This window comes from Pseudomonas sp. 9.1(2019), assembly GCF_009910445.1.
In the GTDB taxonomy this organism is placed as follows: Bacteria; Pseudomonadota; Gammaproteobacteria; order Pseudomonadales; family Pseudomonadaceae; genus Aquipseudomonas; species Aquipseudomonas paraversuta.
Map to the genome: position 1 here is coordinate 126,214 of NZ_VBWF01000004.1, position 19,120 is coordinate 145,333.

Here is a 19,120-nt window from a genome sequence, read left to right on the forward strand (position 1 = left end):
CCAGCTCCCACAGGGCTCGGTCAGGGCGTGTGGGAGCCCGGCATCATTTCGGCAGTGCGTAGACCACCACTTGATCGCCCACCTGATCTTTCATGATGGAGTTGCCGCCCGCGACAAACGCCACATATTGCCGGCCCTTGTACTCATACACCGCGGGGTTGGCGACAGCAGGTGCCATGACGTTATCCGACCACAGTTCCTTGCCGTCATCCAGGGAGTAGGCGCGCACCTTGGCATCCATCGAGGCACCAATGAACACTACGCCACCGGCCGTGATTGCCGGCCCGCCGATGGTAGGTGAGCCCATGCTTTCAGGCATGTACCAGCCATATTGCTGCACCGCGCCCATCGGACGACGCCATTTCACGTCACCGGTGTGCATGTCGATGGCGACGATTTCACCGAAAGGCGGCGCCCAGCACGGCATGCCGGCCCAGTTCTGCGCATTGAGCAAGGACATGCCATAGGGTGCGCCGATCTGCGGATAGAAGCCGTTTTCGTTGCCTGCTTCCTTGGGTTGTTTGTCATAGGAGGCGCGATCCCACAGCTTGATCATCTGCACGATGTGCGAGGTGTTAACCACTGCCACCTGGCTGACCGGATCGAAGGCTACGCCACCCCATTGCACGCCACCGGCGCTGTCCGGGTAGGCCAGTACGCCGTTACCTTTGGTGGAAGGTGGCGAGTACATGCCGTTGTATTCCAGGCCGTCCCACATTTTCGAACACTGGCCAAAGCCGACAATATCGGCGATTTTCCAGATTGCGGGCTTCTTGGACTGGTCCAGCAACGGAGCAGGTTTGGTCGGGAAGGGCTGCGTGGGTGAGTAGACTTCGCCATCGGCATCGCCTTTTGGCACCGGCCGCTCTTCAATCGGCCACACGTCTTCACCGGTACGACGGTCAACGGTGAACAGAAAGCCCATTTTGGTAGCTTGAACCAGCGCGGCTACAGGTTTGCCATCGACGGTGATGTCCATCAGGGTCGGGGCCGAGTTGATATCGTAGTCCCACAAATCGTGGTGAACCCACTGACGGGACCATACGACCTTGCCCGTATTGATATCCAGCGCGGTTGTTGAGGTACCCAAAGGAATCGCTTTTGGCCGGTTGCCGCCCCAGTAGTTGGGTGAAGGCGAGGAGACCGGGATGTACAGCAGGCCGAGTGCCGCGTCATAGGACATGGCGGTCCAGATATTGGCGGTACCGGTATTGCCGGCCTCATCATCGGGAATCGGTTTGAATTCCCACTCCAGCTCGCCGGTACGGGCGTTGAGAGCAAACAGCGAGCCTGGTGATTCGACTTCGTACTCCCAGTCCTTGCCGGCCCAGCCGACGATCAGCTTGTCACCGATAACGGTCGGCGGCTGCAGGACCGACAGCGGCCATTTGGCGTTGAGCTTGTTCCACTGGTTGATATCAACCACGCCGTTTTTGCCAAAGTTTTCGCATGGCTTGCCGGTGTCGGCATCCACTGCAAACAACTGGGCTGTCATATTCCCCAGGTACACGACTTTCTGACAGGCAACCCCGGGTTGCGGGTTTTTTTCCTGCCAGTAGGCTACGCCACGGGATTTCAAGGCCGGCTGGGTGAGGGCCTCCAGCGGCGACTTGGTGTCATAACTCCACTTTTCTTTACCCGTCTCAGGCTCAAGGGCAATGATCCGGTAAAAAGGCGTGCCGACGTACAGCGTGTCATTGGCAAAGATCGGGGTGGCGGACCATACAGTGGCAGGGGTTTTACCGGTCCCGTCCGACATGTCGCCGGTGAAATACTGCCAGACCTTGGTCAGTTTTCCGACGTTGTCCTTGTTGATCTGGTTCAGCGGCGAATATTTTTGCGAGCTTAACTGGCCATGGAACGAGTCCCACTCCTTGCCATTGGGCACGGGTATTCTGGCGTCTTCGGCGGAGATACTGGATGGCGCCAGCAGGGGCGTGGGCACTATGTAAGCGGTGTCAGCGTGTGCGGTTGAAATACCCGCGATCATGCAGATGACCGGTGCCGTGAAAAGATGTTTTTTTACTTTATCCATGTCACGCGCTCCTTGTTGGCTTGCCGCAAAAAGTTTCGATGACCACCCCTGCGGCGCACACCACCAGCACCAGAGCTGTCCACCAGCCATGCAAGAGGACCGCGCCAAACAGCGTCCCGATGACCGCGAGCCAGCTAAGAACAACGAAGAAACTTCTTAGTCCCCCGAATTCATGCTTGATCAGCAACAGGCCAAGAATGAACAGAACGAATTCGCCCAGCATCGTTACCATCGCGCCGCCGGAGTCAGTCACGCCCGACAGTGGCGTAAAAAATCGCCATGCCGTAATGGCCAGGGCGATCAGTGCGGTGATAACTATGATGTAGGCGCCTGTATGGCGCCTGGGCGGTGCATAGCCAGCAGAAGTACTCATCCCTTTCTCCTTTACGTTTTATGCTCTCAGGCATTAGGAAAAAGAGTGTAGCCAAGCTGGCAGGAAACGCCGGGACGAGGTGCCCCGACAGTTTCGCAGTCGCTACCGGGGGGGGGCGGTGGCAGCGAGATTGCGGGCTTCAGATCAATGCGCGGGATCCGTCTCGACCGGAGCCGGTGCATCTTTGGTCACATGCTTGACCAGTTTGCCGATGGTCAAACCCTGGAACAGGATCGACGACAGCACCACGATGTAGGTAATACTCAGGATCAGGTCGCGTTCCGGCCCCAGTGGCAAGGCCAGAGCCAGGGCTACCGAAACCCCGCCGCGCAAACCACCCCAGGTCAGGATGCGGATGGTGCCGCGGGGCACCGTACGCCAGCGGCGCAGCAGCACAATGGCCGGGGCCACGGTCAACAGGCGCGAGAGCAGGATGGCCAGGGCCAGCACGCTCGCTGCCAGCAAGTGCAACCATGAGAACGGCAGCAACAGCAGTTCCATGCCGATCAGGGCAAACAGCAGCGCGTTGAGCATGTCATCGAGCAACTCCCAAAAACCGTCCATGTAGCGCCGGGTCATCTCGTTCATGGCCTTGTTGCGGCCCAGATTACCGATGATCAGACCGGCGACCACCATCGCAATGGGTGCCGAGACATGCAGCTCGCTGGCCATGGCGGAGCCGCCGATCACCAGCGCCAGGGTCAGCATCACTTCGATCTGGTATTGCTCGATGCTTTTGATCATTCGATAGACCAGATAGCCGATCAAACCGCCAAACACCACGCCGCCAATGGCTTCATGGGCAAACAGCATCGCGGTGGCGCCCAGGCTCGGGGTTTCGCCCAGTTGCACAATGCCCAGCAATACGGTGAACACCACAACGGCGGTGCCGTCATTGAACAGCGATTCACCGACAATCGTGGTTTTCAGCGGTTTGGATGCGTTGGCGGTACGCAGCACGCCAAGCACGGCGATCGGATCAGTGGGCGAAATCAGGGCGCCGAACAGCAGGCAATACAGGAAGCTGATATGCCATCCAAACAGGCCAAAGATCCAGTACGCCAGGCTGCCGATCACGGTGGTGGCAATCAGCACACCGACGGTGGCCAGCAGGCCGATGGGCCAGCGGTAGCTGCGTACGTCGTTGAAGTTTACGTGCAAGGCGCCGGCAAACAGCAGGAAGGAAAGCATCCAGTTCATCAGCAGATCGCCGAAATCGATCTGGCCGATCAACTCCTGCACGCGATCTTCGAGACCGGGATAGCCAATAAAGCTCAAGCCTTGCAACAGCAGGGAAAACATGAGGGCGGTGACCATCACACCAATGGTTGGCGGCAGGCCGATAAAACGGAAGTTCACGTATGTCAGCAGTGAGGTCAGGCAGATAAACGCAGCAACAAGTTCAAGCATCCGGGATCCTGTAGTGGCGGGAGTCAGTGGAGACCCTGATCGGGTCAGGTCTTGTTTGATGAAAAAGCAGACGGCAGCGACACATATTCGCGGCACAGTCATGAATACCGTATAAAAAAGATGCCGATCCATAAAAATAAAGGAGGTAACGGTGCTGGCAACCACGTTGGTGCTGATCGCGGCTGTGTTACATGCGATCTGGAATACCCTGATTAAGTTCAGTGGCGAGCGTTTGCTGGTGATCGCGTGCATGGACACGGTTGCGCTGCTTCTGGTTGTTGCGCTGGTGGGGTTTGTGGCATTTCCGCCCATGGACATCTGGCCGTGGATTTTGGCATCTGCCGTATTCGAACTGCTTTACCGGGTGCTGTTGATTCGCGCCTATCGGGTGGGTGATCTGGGATTAGTCTATCCGCTGATGCGCGGGCTTTCGCCACTGGTGGTGCTGGCGTTGACCCTGACGTTTGCCGGCGAAGCCCTTACCGGTCAGCAAATCATCGGTATCCTGCTGATCCCGTGCGGCATGGCCTGCCTGCTGTGGCAGGGCGGTGGCGGTGATCGGTTGCCTTGGTCGCTGCTGCCAGTGGTTGCACTGATTGGCCTGTGCATCGGCTGCTATACCTTCCTGGATGGTCAGGCCCTGCGGCGCTGGTCGCACCCGCTGGATTATCTGGTTTGGGTAACCCTGATCAGCGCCTGGCCGTTCCCGTTGCTGGCGCTGACCCGCAGGCGTACCGCGTTTAGCCTGTTCTGGCGTACGCAATGGCGTTTGGGGGTGGCAGTAGGGATTTGTGTTCTGGCCAGCTATGGCCTGGTGTTGTGGGCCATGCAGCTGGGCTCGATTGCCGAGGCCGCGGCATTGCGTGAAGTCAGTGTGATTCTGGTGGTGCTGTTCGGTATGCGTTACCTCAAAGAACCTTTTGGTGGGCCGAGGCTCTTAGCCTGTGGGCTGGTGCTGATCGGCATGCTCGTGATGAAACTCTAAAAAGGAAATTCCAATGACGGTTGCCTTCTGGTGTGTACTGATTGCCCTTTGCCTGCCCTATGTCTGTACCGCCTTTGCCAAGTTCAGCGACGGCAAGTTCGGGCCGCGGCAGAACCATGATCCACGGACGTTTCTCGACGGTCTGCAAGGATTTGCCAAGCGCGCCCATAGCGCCCAGCTCAACAGCTTTGAAGTGACCCCGGCGTTTGCCGCCGCGGTGATCATTGCCGATATCGTGGGCAATGCGCAGCCCGTGACCATCGACGTGCTGGCGGTGCTGTTTGTTACCAGCCGCCTGCTGTACATCATCTGTTATCTGGCCGACTGGGCCATGATGCGTTCGGTGGTCTGGTTTATCGGCATGGGGCTGGTGGTCAGCTTCTTTTTTGTGTCGATGTAAGTTCAGGCTGAAAATGCAGGAGCGAGCTGTTCGCGATCACGGGACCATGTTGAAGCGCCCGCGAGCAAGCTCGCTCCTGCACCAGGTTACTGTGGCAACGCCGCGCCTTTAGGCCACAGCAGCCAGATATTGCCCTTTTGCTTCATGTCGCCGGCTATTTGCCCGGCCTGGGGGCCGGTGCCGACGAAGAAGTCCGCGCGAACCTCACCGGCAATTGCACCGCCGGTGTCCTGGGCCGCAACCGGCCGGACTATGGGTTGGCCGTCGGCCTGGGTGGTCGACAACCACAGCAGGCTGCCCAGCGGAATGACCTTGCGATCCACCGCCACGCTATAGCCGGCCGTGAGCGGCACGTTCAGTGAGCCGCGCGGGCCTTCGTTGCTGTCGGGGTTCTGGGTGAAAAATACATAACTCGGATTGCTGGCCAGCATTTCGTGAACGCGCTCCGGGTGCGCCATTGCCCAGGCGTGAATGGTACCCATGGTCACGTCTTCTTTTTTCAGCTCGCCTTGCTCTACCAGCCAGCGGCCAATGGGTTTGTACGGATGACCGTTCTGGTCGGCATAGCCGATGCGCAGCTGGCGACCATCGTCGAGTTGCACTCGGCCCGAGCCCTGGATCTGCAGGAACTGCAGGTCCATCGGATCAGTGAGCCACGCCAGCACCGGTGCGTTCAGACCTTTGCTGTTGATGGTTTCGGCGGTGTCGTAAGGCTTGAGTACGCGGCCTTCAAGGCGACCGCGCAGGCGCTTGCCCTTCAGTTCGGGGTAGATACTGTCCAGATTCACCACAATCAGGTCGGACGGAATGCCATAGATCGGCACATTCGCGGCCTGGGTGGGTTTCAGGCTTCCGGGGTAAACCGGCTCGTAATACCCGGTGATCAGCCCGTCACTGCTGCCTTCGGCCGAGCGCAGGCTGTACACATCGAGATGAGTCTGCAGAAAGCTGCTGATTTGCTCTACGCTCGGGCTGGCAGTCAGCTTGGCGGCATCGCTGCACACGCTTCCCCAGTTAGGGTCGGCCTTGAGTCGGGTACAGGCACTGCGCCATGAGGCAAACCCGCTTTGCAGGTCGCTGCCTGTCACTTGCGGCAGGGCACTCCATTCAGCTTTGCTGTAAGTGGTGTGGGGCTCCGGTTTGGTGCTGCCCTTGTCAGCATCCTTGTCGGTGCCATTGCATCCGGCCAGTAACATGACAACGGGCAGTGCCCAGGCCAGAGGCTTGAAAAATGTACTCATCAGCAGGTTCCTTCGAGATTTGCCGAGTGACCTTCAAGGCAAACCCTATATTCAATAGGGCTATTGGTCTTTGTGTGTGACGCGAGGATACTGGCGGCCGATTCCCGTGACGTGAGCCACCATGATTGTTAAACGACTGACTGTTGTATTACTGGCCTGCCTGACGTTATCGGCGTGTGGCGGGGTTGATCCCGATTCGCCGCTGGGCCAGCGTAAAGCGATTTTCAAGCAAATGCTCAAGACCAGTGAAGACCTGGGCGGCATGTTGCGTGGCAGGATCGCCTTTGACGGACCACGCTTTGCCGAGGGTGCAGTCAAGCTCGATGCCCTGGCTTACGAGCCGTGGAAGCATTTTCCTCAGGTGAAGGAATCCGATCAAACCAGCGCCACCGACGATGTCTGGCAAAAACAGGCACGTTTTCAGGAGTTGGCTCGCCAGTTGGAAGCTGCCACAGGCGAGCTGGTTGTCGCTAGCCGGATACAACCCTATAAAGCCAGCAACCTGACCCCTGCAATGCAAAAGGTCGAAGACACCTGCAGTGCGTGTCACAAGGAATTTCGTAATCACTGAGTGAACCGCAACTGCAATCCGTCCTGCAGGAGCGAGCTGTTCGCGATCACGCAGTCACGTGATCATGTTGAAGAGCTCGCGAGCAAGCTCGCTCCTGCAGAGGGGGCTTATTTATCCAGCTGATCCAGCGCCTCTTGCAGCTCTTTGCGCGACTCGGCCAGTTTGGTTTTGCGCTTGTCGATTTTTTCCGGATCGCCTTTCTTCATGGCTTTGTCCAGGTCGGCCTGGCGCTGGCTGACTTCGTGCTTGGCTTCCAGCACCTTGTTCTCGCGTTCTTTCTTCAGGCCCGCGTCGGTGCAATGTTCAGTGACTTCGCTCAGGGCTTTTTCCAGGCCGGCAATCTGGCCGGAATTGTTGTGGGCGCGAGCTTGTTCAAGCTGCAGGCTGATGGCCTGTTTCTTGGCTGCGCAGCCCGTCAGTTCCGGCGCAGGCTCTGCGGCCATCAGCGGAGCAGCCAGCAGGCTGCAGACAGTTAACAGGGCGAGCGGGGAAAGAAGTTTCATAAAGAGCTCCATGACAAAAGATGACAATAAACACAATTTTCAAAAGTAATGCTGCGGCCTGGGGTTTCTAGTCGAAACCGGCAATACCGGCAGCGCGTAATTCTTCACTCAAAGCCTGCACGTTCGGATCGCGAAAAAAAGAACTCAACTGCACCGCGCGACTGGCTCCAATGCCTGGTTGTGCCTGCCAGGCCAAGGTGTCACGTGCCGCCAGCGCTTGCCACGACTGGCCCAACGGCGCGTCTGCAGTCGGCGGCAGGCCAATGGCCCGCAGCCAGCGTTCGAACGGTTGTAACCGGGCTGCATGCAAACTGCCGAGCAAGCGGGCGGTGCTACGCTCGCCCAAGCCATCAATGTTAGCAAGCTGCGCGGCATCCAGGGTCAACCAATCGGTCAGGTTGTTGATTCGCCCTGCCTGAAGCAATGCATTCCAGGTTCCGGGGCCGACATGTTGCATGGCCAGACCTTTTTTACCGCTCAGCCAGCTCAAACGGGCCAAAAACTGGCCCTCGCAGCCTGGTGACAGCTGCCAGCAACTGAGGCCGTGGAAATTATCGGGATCGGGTGCCTGCACTTCAACCCTTTTACTGGTACGAAATACGACACTGTCCAGTCGCGGGATGGTCATGCCTGCCAGGCTGATGGCCACGTGATCCCCGGGGCGGATGTCCAGGGCCTGCCAGCGCTTGAAGGAACCGGCACTGATGCGTTTGATGGTGCGGTCGTCGAGGCGCACCGGGATCAATTCCAGCATCGGGGTTATGCGTCCGGTGCGGCCAATTTTGAAGGTCACCTTGCGAACTTCGCCCAGGGCTTGAGCGTGCGGGTATTTCCAGGCGGCAGCCCAGTTCGGCGGTTTTGCCTGCCAGCGTTCAGCCGCAGGGCGCCGGCTCTGGCGCAGCACCAGACCGTCGCTGGCGAACGGTAGCGGGTTGTTGTACCAGTGTTCGCGCCACTGCCGGGCCTGTTCGAAACTCTCTATCGGCTGGCTCAAGGCCTGGCTGTCGGCAAAACCCAGGGTGCTCAGTCGGGCGAGCCGCCCGTCCTGGGTGTCGGGGCCTTCAGGCCAGTCCCAGACAAACAGGCCGATGCCTTGCCCTTGCCCGGCACTCAATTGATGACGCGCCATAAGGCCGGCGACCGTGCTGCGGGCATTCACGCCGCCGGATCTGGCCTGGATATGTCCGGGCAGCCGCCAGTACAGTTCGCCTTGCAGCACGATATCCACAGGTTGCAGCAATTGCTGGGGGATGGCGCTGATGGCCCGTGCCGCCCGGTTCCAGTTTTGCCCGGTTTGCCCGTCTCCCCGGCTGATCACCTGGTGCAGTTGCCCTTGTCGATACACCAGGGTGACGGCTACGCCATCGACCTTGGGCTGAACCCAGAGCTCCTGGCGCCCCTGGATCCACTGTTTGACGGCCTTCTCATCGGGCAGTTTCAGCAGGCCGGTATGGATCACGGGGTGAGGCACACTGCCGCCCGCGGTTTTTAGCGGGTTATCCACAACAGCAAATTTGAAACAGTGCTGCCAGCCTTCAAAGCGCGTGCGGGACTGGTCGTAAACCGCGTCGCTGACCTGTGAAATACCCAGGCGGTGATAGCTGTCGTCCCAGGTTTCCAGCTGTTGCTGCAGAGCCTGGTATCGAGCCCGGTCGGGGCAGGTGTCAGCCAGTGCGTTGAGTGCCAGTAGCGCGAGCCAGAACCCGCAGATAAATCGAAGTGAGGCGAGCATCATGAGCGTCCTTGCCCGGGGTGAATGCTTAAGCCTAGTGAAGGTATTTTGCGTCTCGCACCAGGAGCTTTGCCGGGTATTTCAAACGAACCGGCTCCCGCGTGCAGATAACAAAAAGCCCCGGACAGTCACCTGTCCGGGGCTTTTGGTGCAGCAGGTTCAGTTAGAAACCGGCAGCGGTGCGCAGCTCTTCAGCACGGTCGGTACGTTCCCACGTGAACGTGGTGAAGGTATCGTCACCGACAGTCTTGACCTGCGGTGTACGGCCGAAGTGGCCGTACGCAGCAGTTTCCTGGTACATCGGGTGCAGCAGGTCAAGCATGGTGGTGATGGCGTATGGACGCAGGTCGAACACCTCACGTACCAGCTTGATGATTTTGTCGTCGGAGATTTTGCCGGTGCCAAAGGTGTTCAACGAAATCGAAGTCGGTTGAGCGACGCCGATAGCGTAGGAAACCTGAATTTCGCAACGCTCGGCCAGGCCGGCTGCCACGATGTTCTTGGCCACGTAACGACCGGCATAGGCCGCCGAACGGTCAACCTTGGATGGATCCTTGCCCGAGAACGCGCCGCCGCCGTGACGGGCCATGCCGCCATAGGTGTCAACGATGATCTTGCGTCCGGTCAGGCCGCAGTCGCCCACCGGGCCACCGATGATGAACTGGCCGGTCGGGTTGATGTGGAACTGGGTGTCCTTGTGCAGCAGCTCGGCTGGCAGCACATGCTTGACGATCAGCTCCATCACGCCTTCGCGCAGATCTTTGTAGGAGACATCCGGGTTGTGCTGGGTCGACAGTACGATGGCGTCGATCGCCACAACTTTGCCGCCTTCGTAGCGGCAAGTGACCTGGGACTTGGCGTCCGGACGCAGCCACGGCAGCAGGCCGGATTTGCGGGCTTCAGCCTGACGCTGAACCAGCTGGTGGGAGAAAGTGATCGGCGCCGGCATCAGCACGTCAGTTTCGTTGCTGGCGTAGCCGAACATCAGGCCCTGGTCGCCGGCACCCTGATCTTCAGGCTTGGCACGGTCAACACCCTGGTTGATGTCGGGCGACTGCTTGCCGATGATGTTCATCACGCCGCAGGTCGCGCCGTCGAAGCCAACGTCGGAGCTGTTGTAGCCGATGTCGGTGATCACATCACGGACGAGCTGCTCCAGGTCAACCCAGGCCGAGGTGGTGACCTCGCCCGCGATGATTGCTACGCCGGTTTTCACCAGAGTTTCGCACGCCACACGGGCGAACTTGTCTTCAGCAATGATGGCGTCCAGCACCGCATCAGAAATCTGGTCGGCGATTTTGTCCGGATGCCCTTCAGACACGGACTCGGAGGTGAAAAGGGAGTATTCGCTCATCTCGACGGTTTCCTAATATTTACCGATGGTGAGTGTCGCCAGCCGGCCGCTGAAAGTGGCGGACCTGAATCTGGAAACCATTACGTAAGCCTACATAGAGGCTTTCCCCGGGAACGAGTCCCGCAGCGGTGGCCCAATGGGCCAGATCATCTTGTTCAAAACCCAGCCACAGATCACCGCAGGCTTCGCGGGCCCATGCCTGATTATGGCTGCACAACTCTGTTACCAGCAGGCTACCGCCAGGGCGCAACAAGTTGGCCAGTTGCCTGAATGCTTCGGCCGGTGCGGCGAAATGGTGCAAGACCATGTTCACAACGACACAATCGGCTTGGATCTGTGCATCCTGCAAAGCGTCAGCGAGGATCAGGCTGACGTTCTCCAGTGACTCGCGTTCACACAACTGGCGGGCCAGTTCAAGCATCGCCGGGCTGTTGTCCAGTGCCGTGACCTGGTGAAAGCGACGGGCCAGGTCAGGCAAGAAACTGCCATCTCCGGGGCCCACTTCCAGGGCCGTGGCCGCTGGGTTGAAGCTTAGTTTGTCGAGCAAGGCCAGGACGCTATCCCGGTACTGCGGCAAACCTGCGATCAAATCCTGTTGAGCGCGAAACTTTTCGGCGACCCGCGAGAAAAAGTCCTGACTGGCCGCAGCACGTTGCCCATGGACGGCACTGATACGTGCCTGTACATCGGTGGGCAGGGTCAGGTTGTCGACTTCTTCCAGCAGCGCTGCGTGCAACTTCCCGCCCGGCAGTTCGGTGTGGGGCAGGGCACGGCGATAAAAAATGGCATTGCCTTCGCGTCGGGTTGCCACCAGTTGCGCCTGTGACAGCACCTTGAGGTGGTGGCTCATGCCTGACTGGCCGGTGGCGAAAATATGGGTCAACTCCAGCACGCCAAACGAATCATTGGCCAGCGCGCGCAACACATTCAGTCGCAGCGGATCGCCTCCGGCCTTGCACAGGGCCAAGAGCTCATCGCAATCGTCGTGGCGGATTGAAGGCGCGTGTAGGTTCATGGGGCCGCAGTCTAGTTACCCCGTTCGCGGCCCGCAAGTTCAATATCAAAACTTTTCGATATTGGGTGATGGATGGCGCGTTTGTCGGATGGGTTGTGTCTATTAACGAAACGAAATGTCCGATCCTTAACAGCTTGAACGGTTAAGCACAGGAAAAACGCCCCAAGTGACTATCTGTCATTGCCCCGAGGGCAGTGCCTGAGGGAAAATGCTCGCCTTTTTTGCGTTCCGTTTTATTTAAGTTCGTATTTACCAAACCTAGGAGAACAGCGATGCCCAGCCGTCGTGAGCGTGCCAACGCCATTCGTGCACTCAGCATGGATGCCGTGCAAAAAGCCAACAGCGGCCATCCCGGTGCCCCTATGGGTATGGCGGATATCGCCGAAGTACTGTGGCGCGATTATCTGAAGCACAACCCGAGCAACCCTTCATTCGCTGACCGTGACCGCTTCGTGCTGTCCAACGGCCACGGTTCGATGCTGATTTACTCGTTGCTGCACCTGACCGGCTATGACCTGTCGATCGAAGACCTGAAAAACTTCCGTCAACTGCACAGCCGTACCCCGGGCCACCCGGAGCTGGGCTACACGCCGGGCGTTGAAACCACCACCGGTCCTCTGGGCCAGGGTTTCGCCAATGCCGTGGGTTTTGCTCTGGCAGAAAAAGTCATGGGCGCGCAGTTCAACCGTCCTGGCCATAACATTGTCGACCACCACACCTACGTATTCATGGGTGATGGCTGCATGATGGAAGGCATTTCCCACGAAGTTGGCTCGTTGGCCGGCACCCTGGGCCTGAGCAAACTGATCGCGTTCTACGATGACAACGGCATCTCCATCGATGGCGAAGTTGAAGGCTGGTTCACCGACGACACGCCAAAGCGTTTCGAAGCCTACAACTGGCAAGTGATCCGCAACGTTGACGGTCACGACCCGGAAGAAATCAAAACCGCGATCGAGACTGCACGCAAAAGCGACAAGCCAACGCTGATCTGCTGCAAAACCACCATCGGTTTCGGCTCGCCGAACAAACAGGGTAAAGAAGACTGCCACGGCGCTCCATTGGGCCTGGAAGAAATCGCTCTGACCCGCAAGGCGCTGAACTGGAACCACGGTCCTTTTGAAGTCCCGGCCGATATCTACGCCGAATGGGATGCCAAGAAAGCCGGTGCTGTTGCCGAGTCCGAGTGGGACAAGCGCTTCGCCGCCTACGCCGCCGAGTTCCCGGAGCTGGCTGCAGAACTGTCCCGTCGCCTGAGCGGCAAGCTGCCAGCTGACTTCGATGCCAAGGCTACTGCCTACATCAATGAAGTGGCTGCCAAAGGCGAAACCATCGCCAGCCGTAAAGCCAGCCAGAACGCCCTGAACGCCTTTGGCCCGCTGTTGCCTGAACTGCTGGGCGGCTCTGCTGACCTGGCCGGTTCCAACCTGACCCTGTGGAAAGGCTGCAAAGGTGTTTCGGCTGAAGACGCCAGCGGCAACTACATGTACTACGGCGTACGTGAGTTCGGCATGAGCGCCATCATGAACGGCATCGCCCTGCACGGCGGCCTGGTGCCTTACGGCGCTACCTTCCTGATGTTCATGGAATACGCCCGTAACGCCATCCGCATGTCGGCCCTGATGAAGCAGCGTGTGATCTATGTATTCACCCACGACTCCATCGGTCTGGGCGAAGACGGCCCGACGCACCAGCCGGTGGAGCAACTCACCAGCCTGCGTACCACGCCGAACCTGGACACCTGGCGTCCGGCCGACGCGGTGGAATCTGCCGCGGCCTGGAAATTCGCCCTGGAGCGCAACGACGGTCCGTCCGCGTTGATCTTCTCGCGTCAGAACCTTAACCATCAAACCCGTGATGCTGCACAAATCGCAGACATCAATCGTGGCGGTTACGTGCTCAAGGACTGTGCAGGCGAGCCTGAACTGATCCTGATCTCGGCCGGTTCCGAAGTGGGCCTGGCGGTTCAGGCTTACGAGAAGCTGACCGAACAGGGCCGCAAGGTGCGCGTGGTTTCGATGCCATGCACCAGCGTTTACGAAGCTCAAGACGCAGGCTACAAGCAGTCGGTTCTGCCGCTGCAGGTCAGCGCGCGGATTGCGATCGAAGCTTCCCATGCAGACTACTGGTACAAGTACGTGGGCCTGGAAGGCCGCGTTATCGGCATGACCACCTACGGCGAGTCGGCGCCTGCGCCTGCCTTGTTCGAAGAGTTCGGTTTCACCCTGGAAAACATCCTGGGTCAGGCTGAAGAGCTGCTGGAAGACTAAAAGCGCCAGATCGCGAGCAAGCTCGCGCCTGCAGGATGGTTATTCATTCTGCAGGCGCGGCCTTGCTCGCGATGGCATTAGCGTCACCCGACAATTCGAGAACCCCATGCCTCAACCGCGTCCTTACAAAGTTGCACTCAACGGCTACGGCCGGATTGGTCGTTGCGTCTTGCGTGCGTTGTTTGAGCGAGGGGCCGCTGCCGGGTTTGAAATTGTTGCACTCAATGACTTGGCCGATATGGCCAGCCTCGAATATTTGACGCGCTTCGACTCCACCCATGGCCGGTTCCCCGGCGAGATACGGATCGAAGGCGACTGCCTGCATATCAATGGCGACTGCGTGAAAGTGTTCCGCAGTGCCACCCCGGAAGGGATCGACTGGGCCGCGCTGGGCGTTGACCTGGTGCTGGAATGCTCCGGCGTCTACAACACCCGCGCCGACGCCCAGCGCTTTCTTGATGCCGGGGCTCCCCGCGTATTGTTTTCGCAACCGATGGCCAGCGACGCCGATGTCGACGCCACCATCGTGTACGGCGTCAACCAGCACACGCTGACCGGCGAAGAGCGTCTGGTGTCCAATGCATCCTGCACCACCAACTGCGGCGTGCCGCTGTTGCGCTTGCTGGATCAGGCGTTTGGTCTGGAGTACGTGTCGATCACCACCATTCACTCGGCGATGAACGATCAGCCGGTGATTGATGCCTACCACCACGAAGACTTGCGTCGTACCCGTTCGGCGTTTCAGTCAGTGATTCCGGTCTCCACCGGCCTGGCCAAAGGCATCGAACGTTTATTGCCGGAACTTGCCGGCCGAATCCAGGCCAAAGCAGTTCGGGTGCCGACGTTAAACGTGTCGTGCCTGGACATTACCCTGGTCACGGCGCGCGACACCGACGCCGTGGAAGTCAACCGCGTGCTGCGCGAGGCTGCCACCAGCGGCCCGCTCAAAGGCTTGTTGGCCTATACCGAATTGCCCCACGCCAGTTGTGATTTCAACCATGATCCGCATTCGGCGATTGTTGATGCCAGTCAGACCCGGGTTTCCGGCCCACGGCTGGTGAACCTGCTGGCCTGGTTTGACAACGAATGGGGTTTTGCCAATCGAATGATCGATGTGGCAGAGCACTATTTGCACGTTACCCACCCCAACCCCGCTCTCTAACATTAGAAACTCAGGAACTGCGACCCATGACCGTGTTGAAGATGACCGACCTCGATCTGCAAGGTAAGCGCGTACTGATCCGCGAAGACCTCAACGTCCCGGTAAAGGACGGTGTAGTCACCAGCGATGCGCGCATCCTTGCTTCGCTGCCGACCATCAAGCTGGCGTTGGAAAAAGGCGCGGCTGTCATGGTCTGCTCGCACCTGGGACGTCCGACTGAAGGCGAGTTCTCGGCTGAAAACAGCCTCAAGCCTGTCGCCGAGTACCTGAGCAAAGCCCTTGGCCGCGACGTGCCGCTGGTCAGCGACTACCTCGATGGCGTCGACGTTGAGCCCGGCAACATCGTGCTGTTCGAAAACGTGCGCTTCAACAAGGGCGAAAAGAAAAACGCCGACGAACTGGCCAAGCAATACGCCGCCCTGTGCGACGTATTTGTAATGGATGCGTTCGGTACTGCGCACCGTGCCGAAGGTTCGACCCACGGCGTAGCCAAGTTCGCCAAGGTTGCAGCGGCAGGCCCGTTGCTGGCGGCCGAGCTGGAAGCACTGGGCAAGGCCCTGGGCGCCCCGGCCAAGCCAATGGCGGCGATCGTTGCTGGCTCCAAGGTGTCGACCAAACTTGAAGTGCTCAACAGCCTGAGCCAGATCTGCGATCTGTTGATCGTGGGTGGCGGTATCGCCAACACCTTCCTTGCCGCTGCGGGTCACCCGGTGGGCAAATCGCTGTACGAGCCGGATCTGCTGGACACTGCCCGCGCCATTGCGGCCAAGGTCAACGTGCCTTTGCCGACTGATGTGGTGGTTGCCAAGGAATTCGCTGAGTCGGCTGTAGCGACGGTCAAACTGATCGCTGACGTGGCAGCAGACGACATGATCCTGGATATCGGTCCGCAAACGGCCGCGCACTTCGCAGAACTGCTGAAGTCGTCCAAAACCATTCTGTGGAACGGCCCGGTGGGCGTCTTCGAATTCGACCAGTTCGGCGAAGGCACCAAAACGCTGGCCAAAGCGATTGCCGAAAGTTCGGCATTTTCCATCGCTGGCGGCGGCGACACCCTGGCGGCCATCGACAAGTACGGTATTGCCGATCAGATTTCTTACATCTCCACCGGCGGCGGTGCATTTCTCGAGTTCGTTGAGGGCAAGGTATTGCCTGCCGTTGAAATCCTGGAAAGCCGCGCCAAAGCCTGAACATGACTCAGGCCCTGAAAGGAAGCATCGACATGGTCAAGTTGTTACCGCTGTTAATGATTGCGGGCTTTTTGGCCGGTTGTGCCGGTTCGAGCAAGCCGACGCCCGAGGCTGCAACCCCTGAAGAGAGTGGTTGCTACCAGGCAGAATGGCAGGCGCAGAGTGTGCCGCTGGTGAATAAACGCTCAGGGCCGGAGGCGCTGGAGAAATACGAGTCGCCCCAACCTTCAAAAGAGCACGGGTGCCCGTAAAGCGGGTGAGAGATATTGTGGCAGCTGGCCTGCCAGCGATGGCATCGAGGCGGTTTGCCTGACAGACCGTATTACCTGCATCGCTGGCAAGCCAGCTCCCACATTAAATAGCGAGTAGCTATAGCTGAAGCTGTAACGTTTCAGCTCAACAGAATTCGCATTTCAGGGGCGCGCCCCCGATCTGCAATAACTTGAATAGCAGCCGCCGCTACGGCAGGCTTGCACGATTAACGACCCTCGTCCGGGAGAGACACACACAATGGCACTTATCAGCATGCGCCAGATGTTGGACCACGCCGCCGAATTCGGCTACGGCGTTCCAGCCTTCAACGTCAACAACCTTGAGCAGATGCGCGCCATTATGGAAGCCGCTGACAAGACTGACTCCCCGGTGATCGTTCAGGCTTCGGCCGGTGCGCGTAAATACGCAGGTGCACCGTTCCTGCGTCACCTGATCCTGGCGGCAATCGAAGAATTCCCGCATATCCCGGTGTGCATGCACCAGGACCACGGCACCAGCCCTGACGTCTGCCAGCGCTCGATCCAGCTGGGCTTCAGCTCGGTGATGATGGACGGCTCGCTCGGCGAAGACGGCAAAACGCCGACCGACTACGACTACAACGTGCGTGTCACTCAGCAGACTGTTGCCCTGGCTCACGCCTGCGGCGTATCGGTTGAAGGCGAGCTGGGCTGCCTGGGTTCCCTGGAAACCGGCATGGCTGGCGAAGAAGACGGCATCGGCGCAGAAGGCGTTCTGGATCACAGCCAGATGCTGACCGACCCGGAAGAAGCGGCTGACTTCGTCAAGCGCACCCAAGTGGACGCCCTGGCTATCGCCATCGGTACTTCCCACGGCGCTTACAAGTTCACCAAGCCACCTACCGGTGACGTGCTGGCCATCGACCGGATCAAAGAGATCCACAAACGTATCCCCAACACTCACCTGGTGATGCACGGTTCGTCGTCTGTGCCACAAGAGTGGCTGGCGATCATCAATGAATTCGGCGGCGACATCAAAGAAACCTACGGTGTGCCGGTAGAAGAAATCGTTGAAGGCATCAAGCACGGCGTGCGCAAGGTCAACATCGACACCGACCTGCGTCTGGCATCCACTGGCGCCATGCGTCGCCTGATGGCCACCAACCCGAGCGAGTTCGACCCGCGCAAGTTCTTCGGCGCAACCGTGACCGCCATGCGTGACGTGTGTATCGCACGTTACGAAGCCTTCGGTACTGCCGGTAATGCCTCGAAGATCAAGCCGATCTCCCTCGAAGCCATGTACCAGCGCTACCTCAAAGGTGAGCTGAACGCCAAGGTCAACTAAGACCCTGGCGTTTAAAAAAGCCCGCTGCGATTCGCAATGCGGGCTTTTTTGTGGGCGTCATCCGGGACGCTGTAATTGCTCCGGGTCGACGCCGTTGCCCTGGAGCAGTGCATCCACCAGCGAACGGGCCATTTCCACCGAGTGCACCAGCGACCACACCAAGCCGCGCTCGATGCCACTGGCCATTTCAGTGATCTCGTCCGAGACCTCTTCTGCGCTCTTGAGCATCACTGAGACATGCACCAGGGCCTCCAGTGCAGGGATGTCGGGCAACACTGCAAAGGGAGAGCGGGGGCTGATTTTCCGGGGCCGGGTAGGTTCAAGCTCATCGAGCAGGGCGGGCGCAGCGCGCAGGCGGTCGAGAATGCGCCGGGTTGCTTCATCGTATTGATGATCATCGCGCTTGATACGTTTGGGCTTGGAAGCTTTCATGGGTTTTCCACGCAGGCCATCATTCGAGCCAAGACTGAGGCGACTCAAGAAGATAGCCCCGTGACTTTCAACGCAGCAAGTGGCACTCGAGGCGAAATTACATTCTAGGAAACGTCCTACGCGTTTCAGAGTAAGTTCTGACTTTGCGGCCCGGATGTCAGAGCTTGTTGTGGTGAATATCCAGTTTGCTGAACGCTCAGGTTCCAGGTTGCCAAATCAATCATGACTAGCCTTTAAAAATGGCCAGTTGAAGTGATGGCACTGCTTAATCCTGAATTCGCTACACTGGCGCACCTTTACGTTGTACGTTGGCGCCCCATGACTGTCCTCAAATACCTCCAGGCTTATCCCCAGACCTTGCAAGATCAGGTGCGTCACCTGATTGAGCGCGATCAGCTGGGCAGTTACCTGAGCGAGCGTTATCCACAACGTCACGCGGTGCAAAGCGACAAGGCCTTGTATGCCTATGCGCTGGAACTGAAGCAGGAACACCTGCGCAATGCGCCGTCCTTCGACAAGGTGCTGTTTGATAACAAGCTGGATCTGACCCACCGTGCGCTGGGTTTGCACACCACCATTTCGCGGGTGCAGGGCGGCAAGCTCAAGGCCAAGAAAGAGCTGCGCGTAGCTTCGTTGTTCAAGGAGGCGGCGCCAGAGTTTTTGAAAATGATCGTGGTCCATGAGCTGGCACACCTCAAGGAGTCAGATCACAACAAGGCGTTTTACAAGCTGTGTGAATACATGCAGCCGGGCTACCACCAGCTGGAATTTGACCTGCGGGTGTATCTCACGTGGCGTGACATGCAGGCTGGTCGATGACAGCCTGCAGGCGCCTGCAGAAGTAGTCGCCAAGTACAGATATCAGGAGTTCT

The 19,120-nt window shown here is 58.8% G+C and carries 18 protein-coding genes; 9 read left to right on the forward strand and 9 right to left on the reverse strand.

The genetic code is table 11. The features are described from left to right. Nucleotides 1–43: 43 nt before the first annotated feature. From FEZ21_RS05170 to FEZ21_RS05180, 3 genes are all read right to left on the reverse strand, one after another. Nucleotides 44–2,035 (reverse strand): pyrroloquinoline quinone-dependent dehydrogenase, encoded by a 1,992-nt coding sequence (locus FEZ21_RS05170; RefSeq protein WP_010656700.1) that lies wholly within the window; start codon nt 2,033–2,035, stop codon nt 44–46. A gap of 1 nt (nt 2,036) precedes the next feature. Further along, nucleotides 2,037–2,408, reverse strand: a complete 372-nt coding sequence (locus FEZ21_RS05175; protein ID WP_004419622.1) for a hypothetical protein — start codon at nt 2,406–2,408, stop codon at nt 2,037–2,039. Between the two features lie 144 nt (nt 2,409–2,552). Further along, nucleotides 2,553–3,818 (reverse strand): sodium:proton antiporter, encoded by a 1,266-nt coding sequence (locus FEZ21_RS05180; RefSeq protein WP_004419620.1) that lies wholly within the window; start codon nt 3,816–3,818, stop codon nt 2,553–2,555. 151 nt (nt 3,819–3,969) lie between these two features. Between FEZ21_RS05180 and FEZ21_RS05185 the strand changes: the two genes are divergently transcribed. Together FEZ21_RS05185 and FEZ21_RS05190 are read left to right on the forward strand one after the other, a co-directional pair. Then, on the forward strand, nt 3,970–4,803 hold the full coding sequence (locus FEZ21_RS05185; RefSeq protein ID WP_160626599.1) for a DMT family transporter: 834 nt from the start codon (nt 3,970–3,972) through the stop codon (nt 4,801–4,803). A 13-nt stretch (nt 4,804–4,816) separates the two neighbouring features. Further along, a complete protein-coding gene (locus FEZ21_RS05190) occupies nt 4,817–5,203 on the forward strand; it encodes an MAPEG family protein (protein WP_004419617.1) in 387 nt (128 codons plus the stop codon). Nucleotides 5,204–5,289: 86 nt separating this feature from the next. Here FEZ21_RS05190 and FEZ21_RS05195 read toward each other — a convergent pair whose 3' ends face one another. Next, nucleotides 5,290–6,444 (reverse strand): murein transglycosylase A, encoded by a 1,155-nt coding sequence (locus FEZ21_RS05195; protein WP_160626601.1) that lies wholly within the window; start codon nt 6,442–6,444, stop codon nt 5,290–5,292. 121 nt (nt 6,445–6,565) lie between these two features. Here FEZ21_RS05195 and FEZ21_RS05200 point away from each other — a divergent pair, with 121 nt between their 5' ends. Further along, on the forward strand, nt 6,566–7,015 hold the full coding sequence (locus FEZ21_RS05200) for a cytochrome c (protein WP_004419615.1): 450 nt from the start codon (nt 6,566–6,568) through the stop codon (nt 7,013–7,015). A gap of 107 nt (nt 7,016–7,122) precedes the next feature. Here the strand turns inward: FEZ21_RS05200 and FEZ21_RS05205 are convergent, their stop codons facing one another. The 4 genes from FEZ21_RS05205 to FEZ21_RS05220 form a co-directional block, all read right to left on the reverse strand. Next, entirely contained in the window at nt 7,123–7,518 is a 396-nt protein-coding gene (locus FEZ21_RS05205; RefSeq protein WP_004419614.1) for a DUF1090 domain-containing protein, read from the reverse strand. Between the two features lie 67 nt (nt 7,519–7,585). After that, entirely contained in the window at nt 7,586–9,250 is a 1,665-nt protein-coding gene (gene ligB, locus FEZ21_RS05210; RefSeq protein ID WP_160626603.1) for an NAD-dependent DNA ligase LigB, read from the reverse strand. A gap of 163 nt (nt 9,251–9,413) precedes the next feature. Further along, entirely contained in the window at nt 9,414–10,604 is a 1,191-nt protein-coding gene (gene metK, locus FEZ21_RS05215; protein ID WP_004419612.1) for a methionine adenosyltransferase, read from the reverse strand. Nucleotides 10,605–10,623: 19 nt separating this feature from the next. Continuing rightward, a complete protein-coding gene (locus tag FEZ21_RS05220) occupies nt 10,624–11,619 on the reverse strand; it encodes a metalloregulator ArsR/SmtB family transcription factor (RefSeq protein ID WP_004419611.1) in 996 nt (331 codons plus the stop codon). A gap of 272 nt (nt 11,620–11,891) precedes the next feature. Between FEZ21_RS05220 and tkt the strand changes: the two genes are divergently transcribed. From tkt to fba, 5 genes are all read left to right on the forward strand, one after another. After that, nucleotides 11,892–13,889 carry a transketolase gene (gene tkt, locus FEZ21_RS05225; RefSeq protein ID WP_010656696.1) on the forward strand — a complete coding sequence of 666 codons (1,998 nt, stop codon included), beginning with the start codon at nt 11,892–11,894 and terminating at the stop codon, nt 13,887–13,889. Nucleotides 13,890–13,995: 106 nt separating this feature from the next. Further along, a complete protein-coding gene (gene epd / locus FEZ21_RS05230) occupies nt 13,996–15,051 on the forward strand; it encodes an erythrose-4-phosphate dehydrogenase (protein ID WP_010656695.1) in 1,056 nt (351 codons plus the stop codon). A gap of 26 nt (nt 15,052–15,077) precedes the next feature. Next, nucleotides 15,078–16,241 (forward strand): phosphoglycerate kinase, encoded by a 1,164-nt coding sequence (locus tag FEZ21_RS05235; RefSeq protein ID WP_004419608.1) that lies wholly within the window; start codon nt 15,078–15,080, stop codon nt 16,239–16,241. Nucleotides 16,242–16,273: 32 nt separating this feature from the next. Continuing rightward, complete coding sequence (locus tag FEZ21_RS05240; RefSeq protein ID WP_004419607.1) at nt 16,274–16,492, forward strand: hypothetical protein; 219 nt, start codon at nt 16,274–16,276, stop codon at nt 16,490–16,492. Nucleotides 16,493–16,751: 259 nt separating this feature from the next. Further along, nucleotides 16,752–17,816 (forward strand): class II fructose-bisphosphate aldolase, encoded by a 1,065-nt coding sequence (fba, locus tag FEZ21_RS05245; protein WP_004419605.1) that lies wholly within the window; start codon nt 16,752–16,754, stop codon nt 17,814–17,816. 57 nt (nt 17,817–17,873) lie between these two features. Here fba and FEZ21_RS05250 read toward each other — a convergent pair whose 3' ends face one another. Then, nucleotides 17,874–18,248: a hypothetical protein gene (locus FEZ21_RS05250; protein ID WP_010656693.1), complete on the reverse strand. Its 375-nt coding sequence runs from the start codon at nt 18,246–18,248 to the stop codon at nt 17,874–17,876. A 318-nt stretch (nt 18,249–18,566) separates the two neighbouring features. Here FEZ21_RS05250 and FEZ21_RS05255 point away from each other — a divergent pair, with 318 nt between their 5' ends. Next, the gene (locus FEZ21_RS05255) at nt 18,567–19,067 is read left to right on the forward strand and encodes a M48 family metallopeptidase (protein WP_004419601.1); all 501 of its coding nucleotides are present in this window, start codon (nt 18,567–18,569) and stop codon (nt 19,065–19,067) included. The last annotated feature ends 53 nt before the right edge of the window (nt 19,068–19,120 follow it).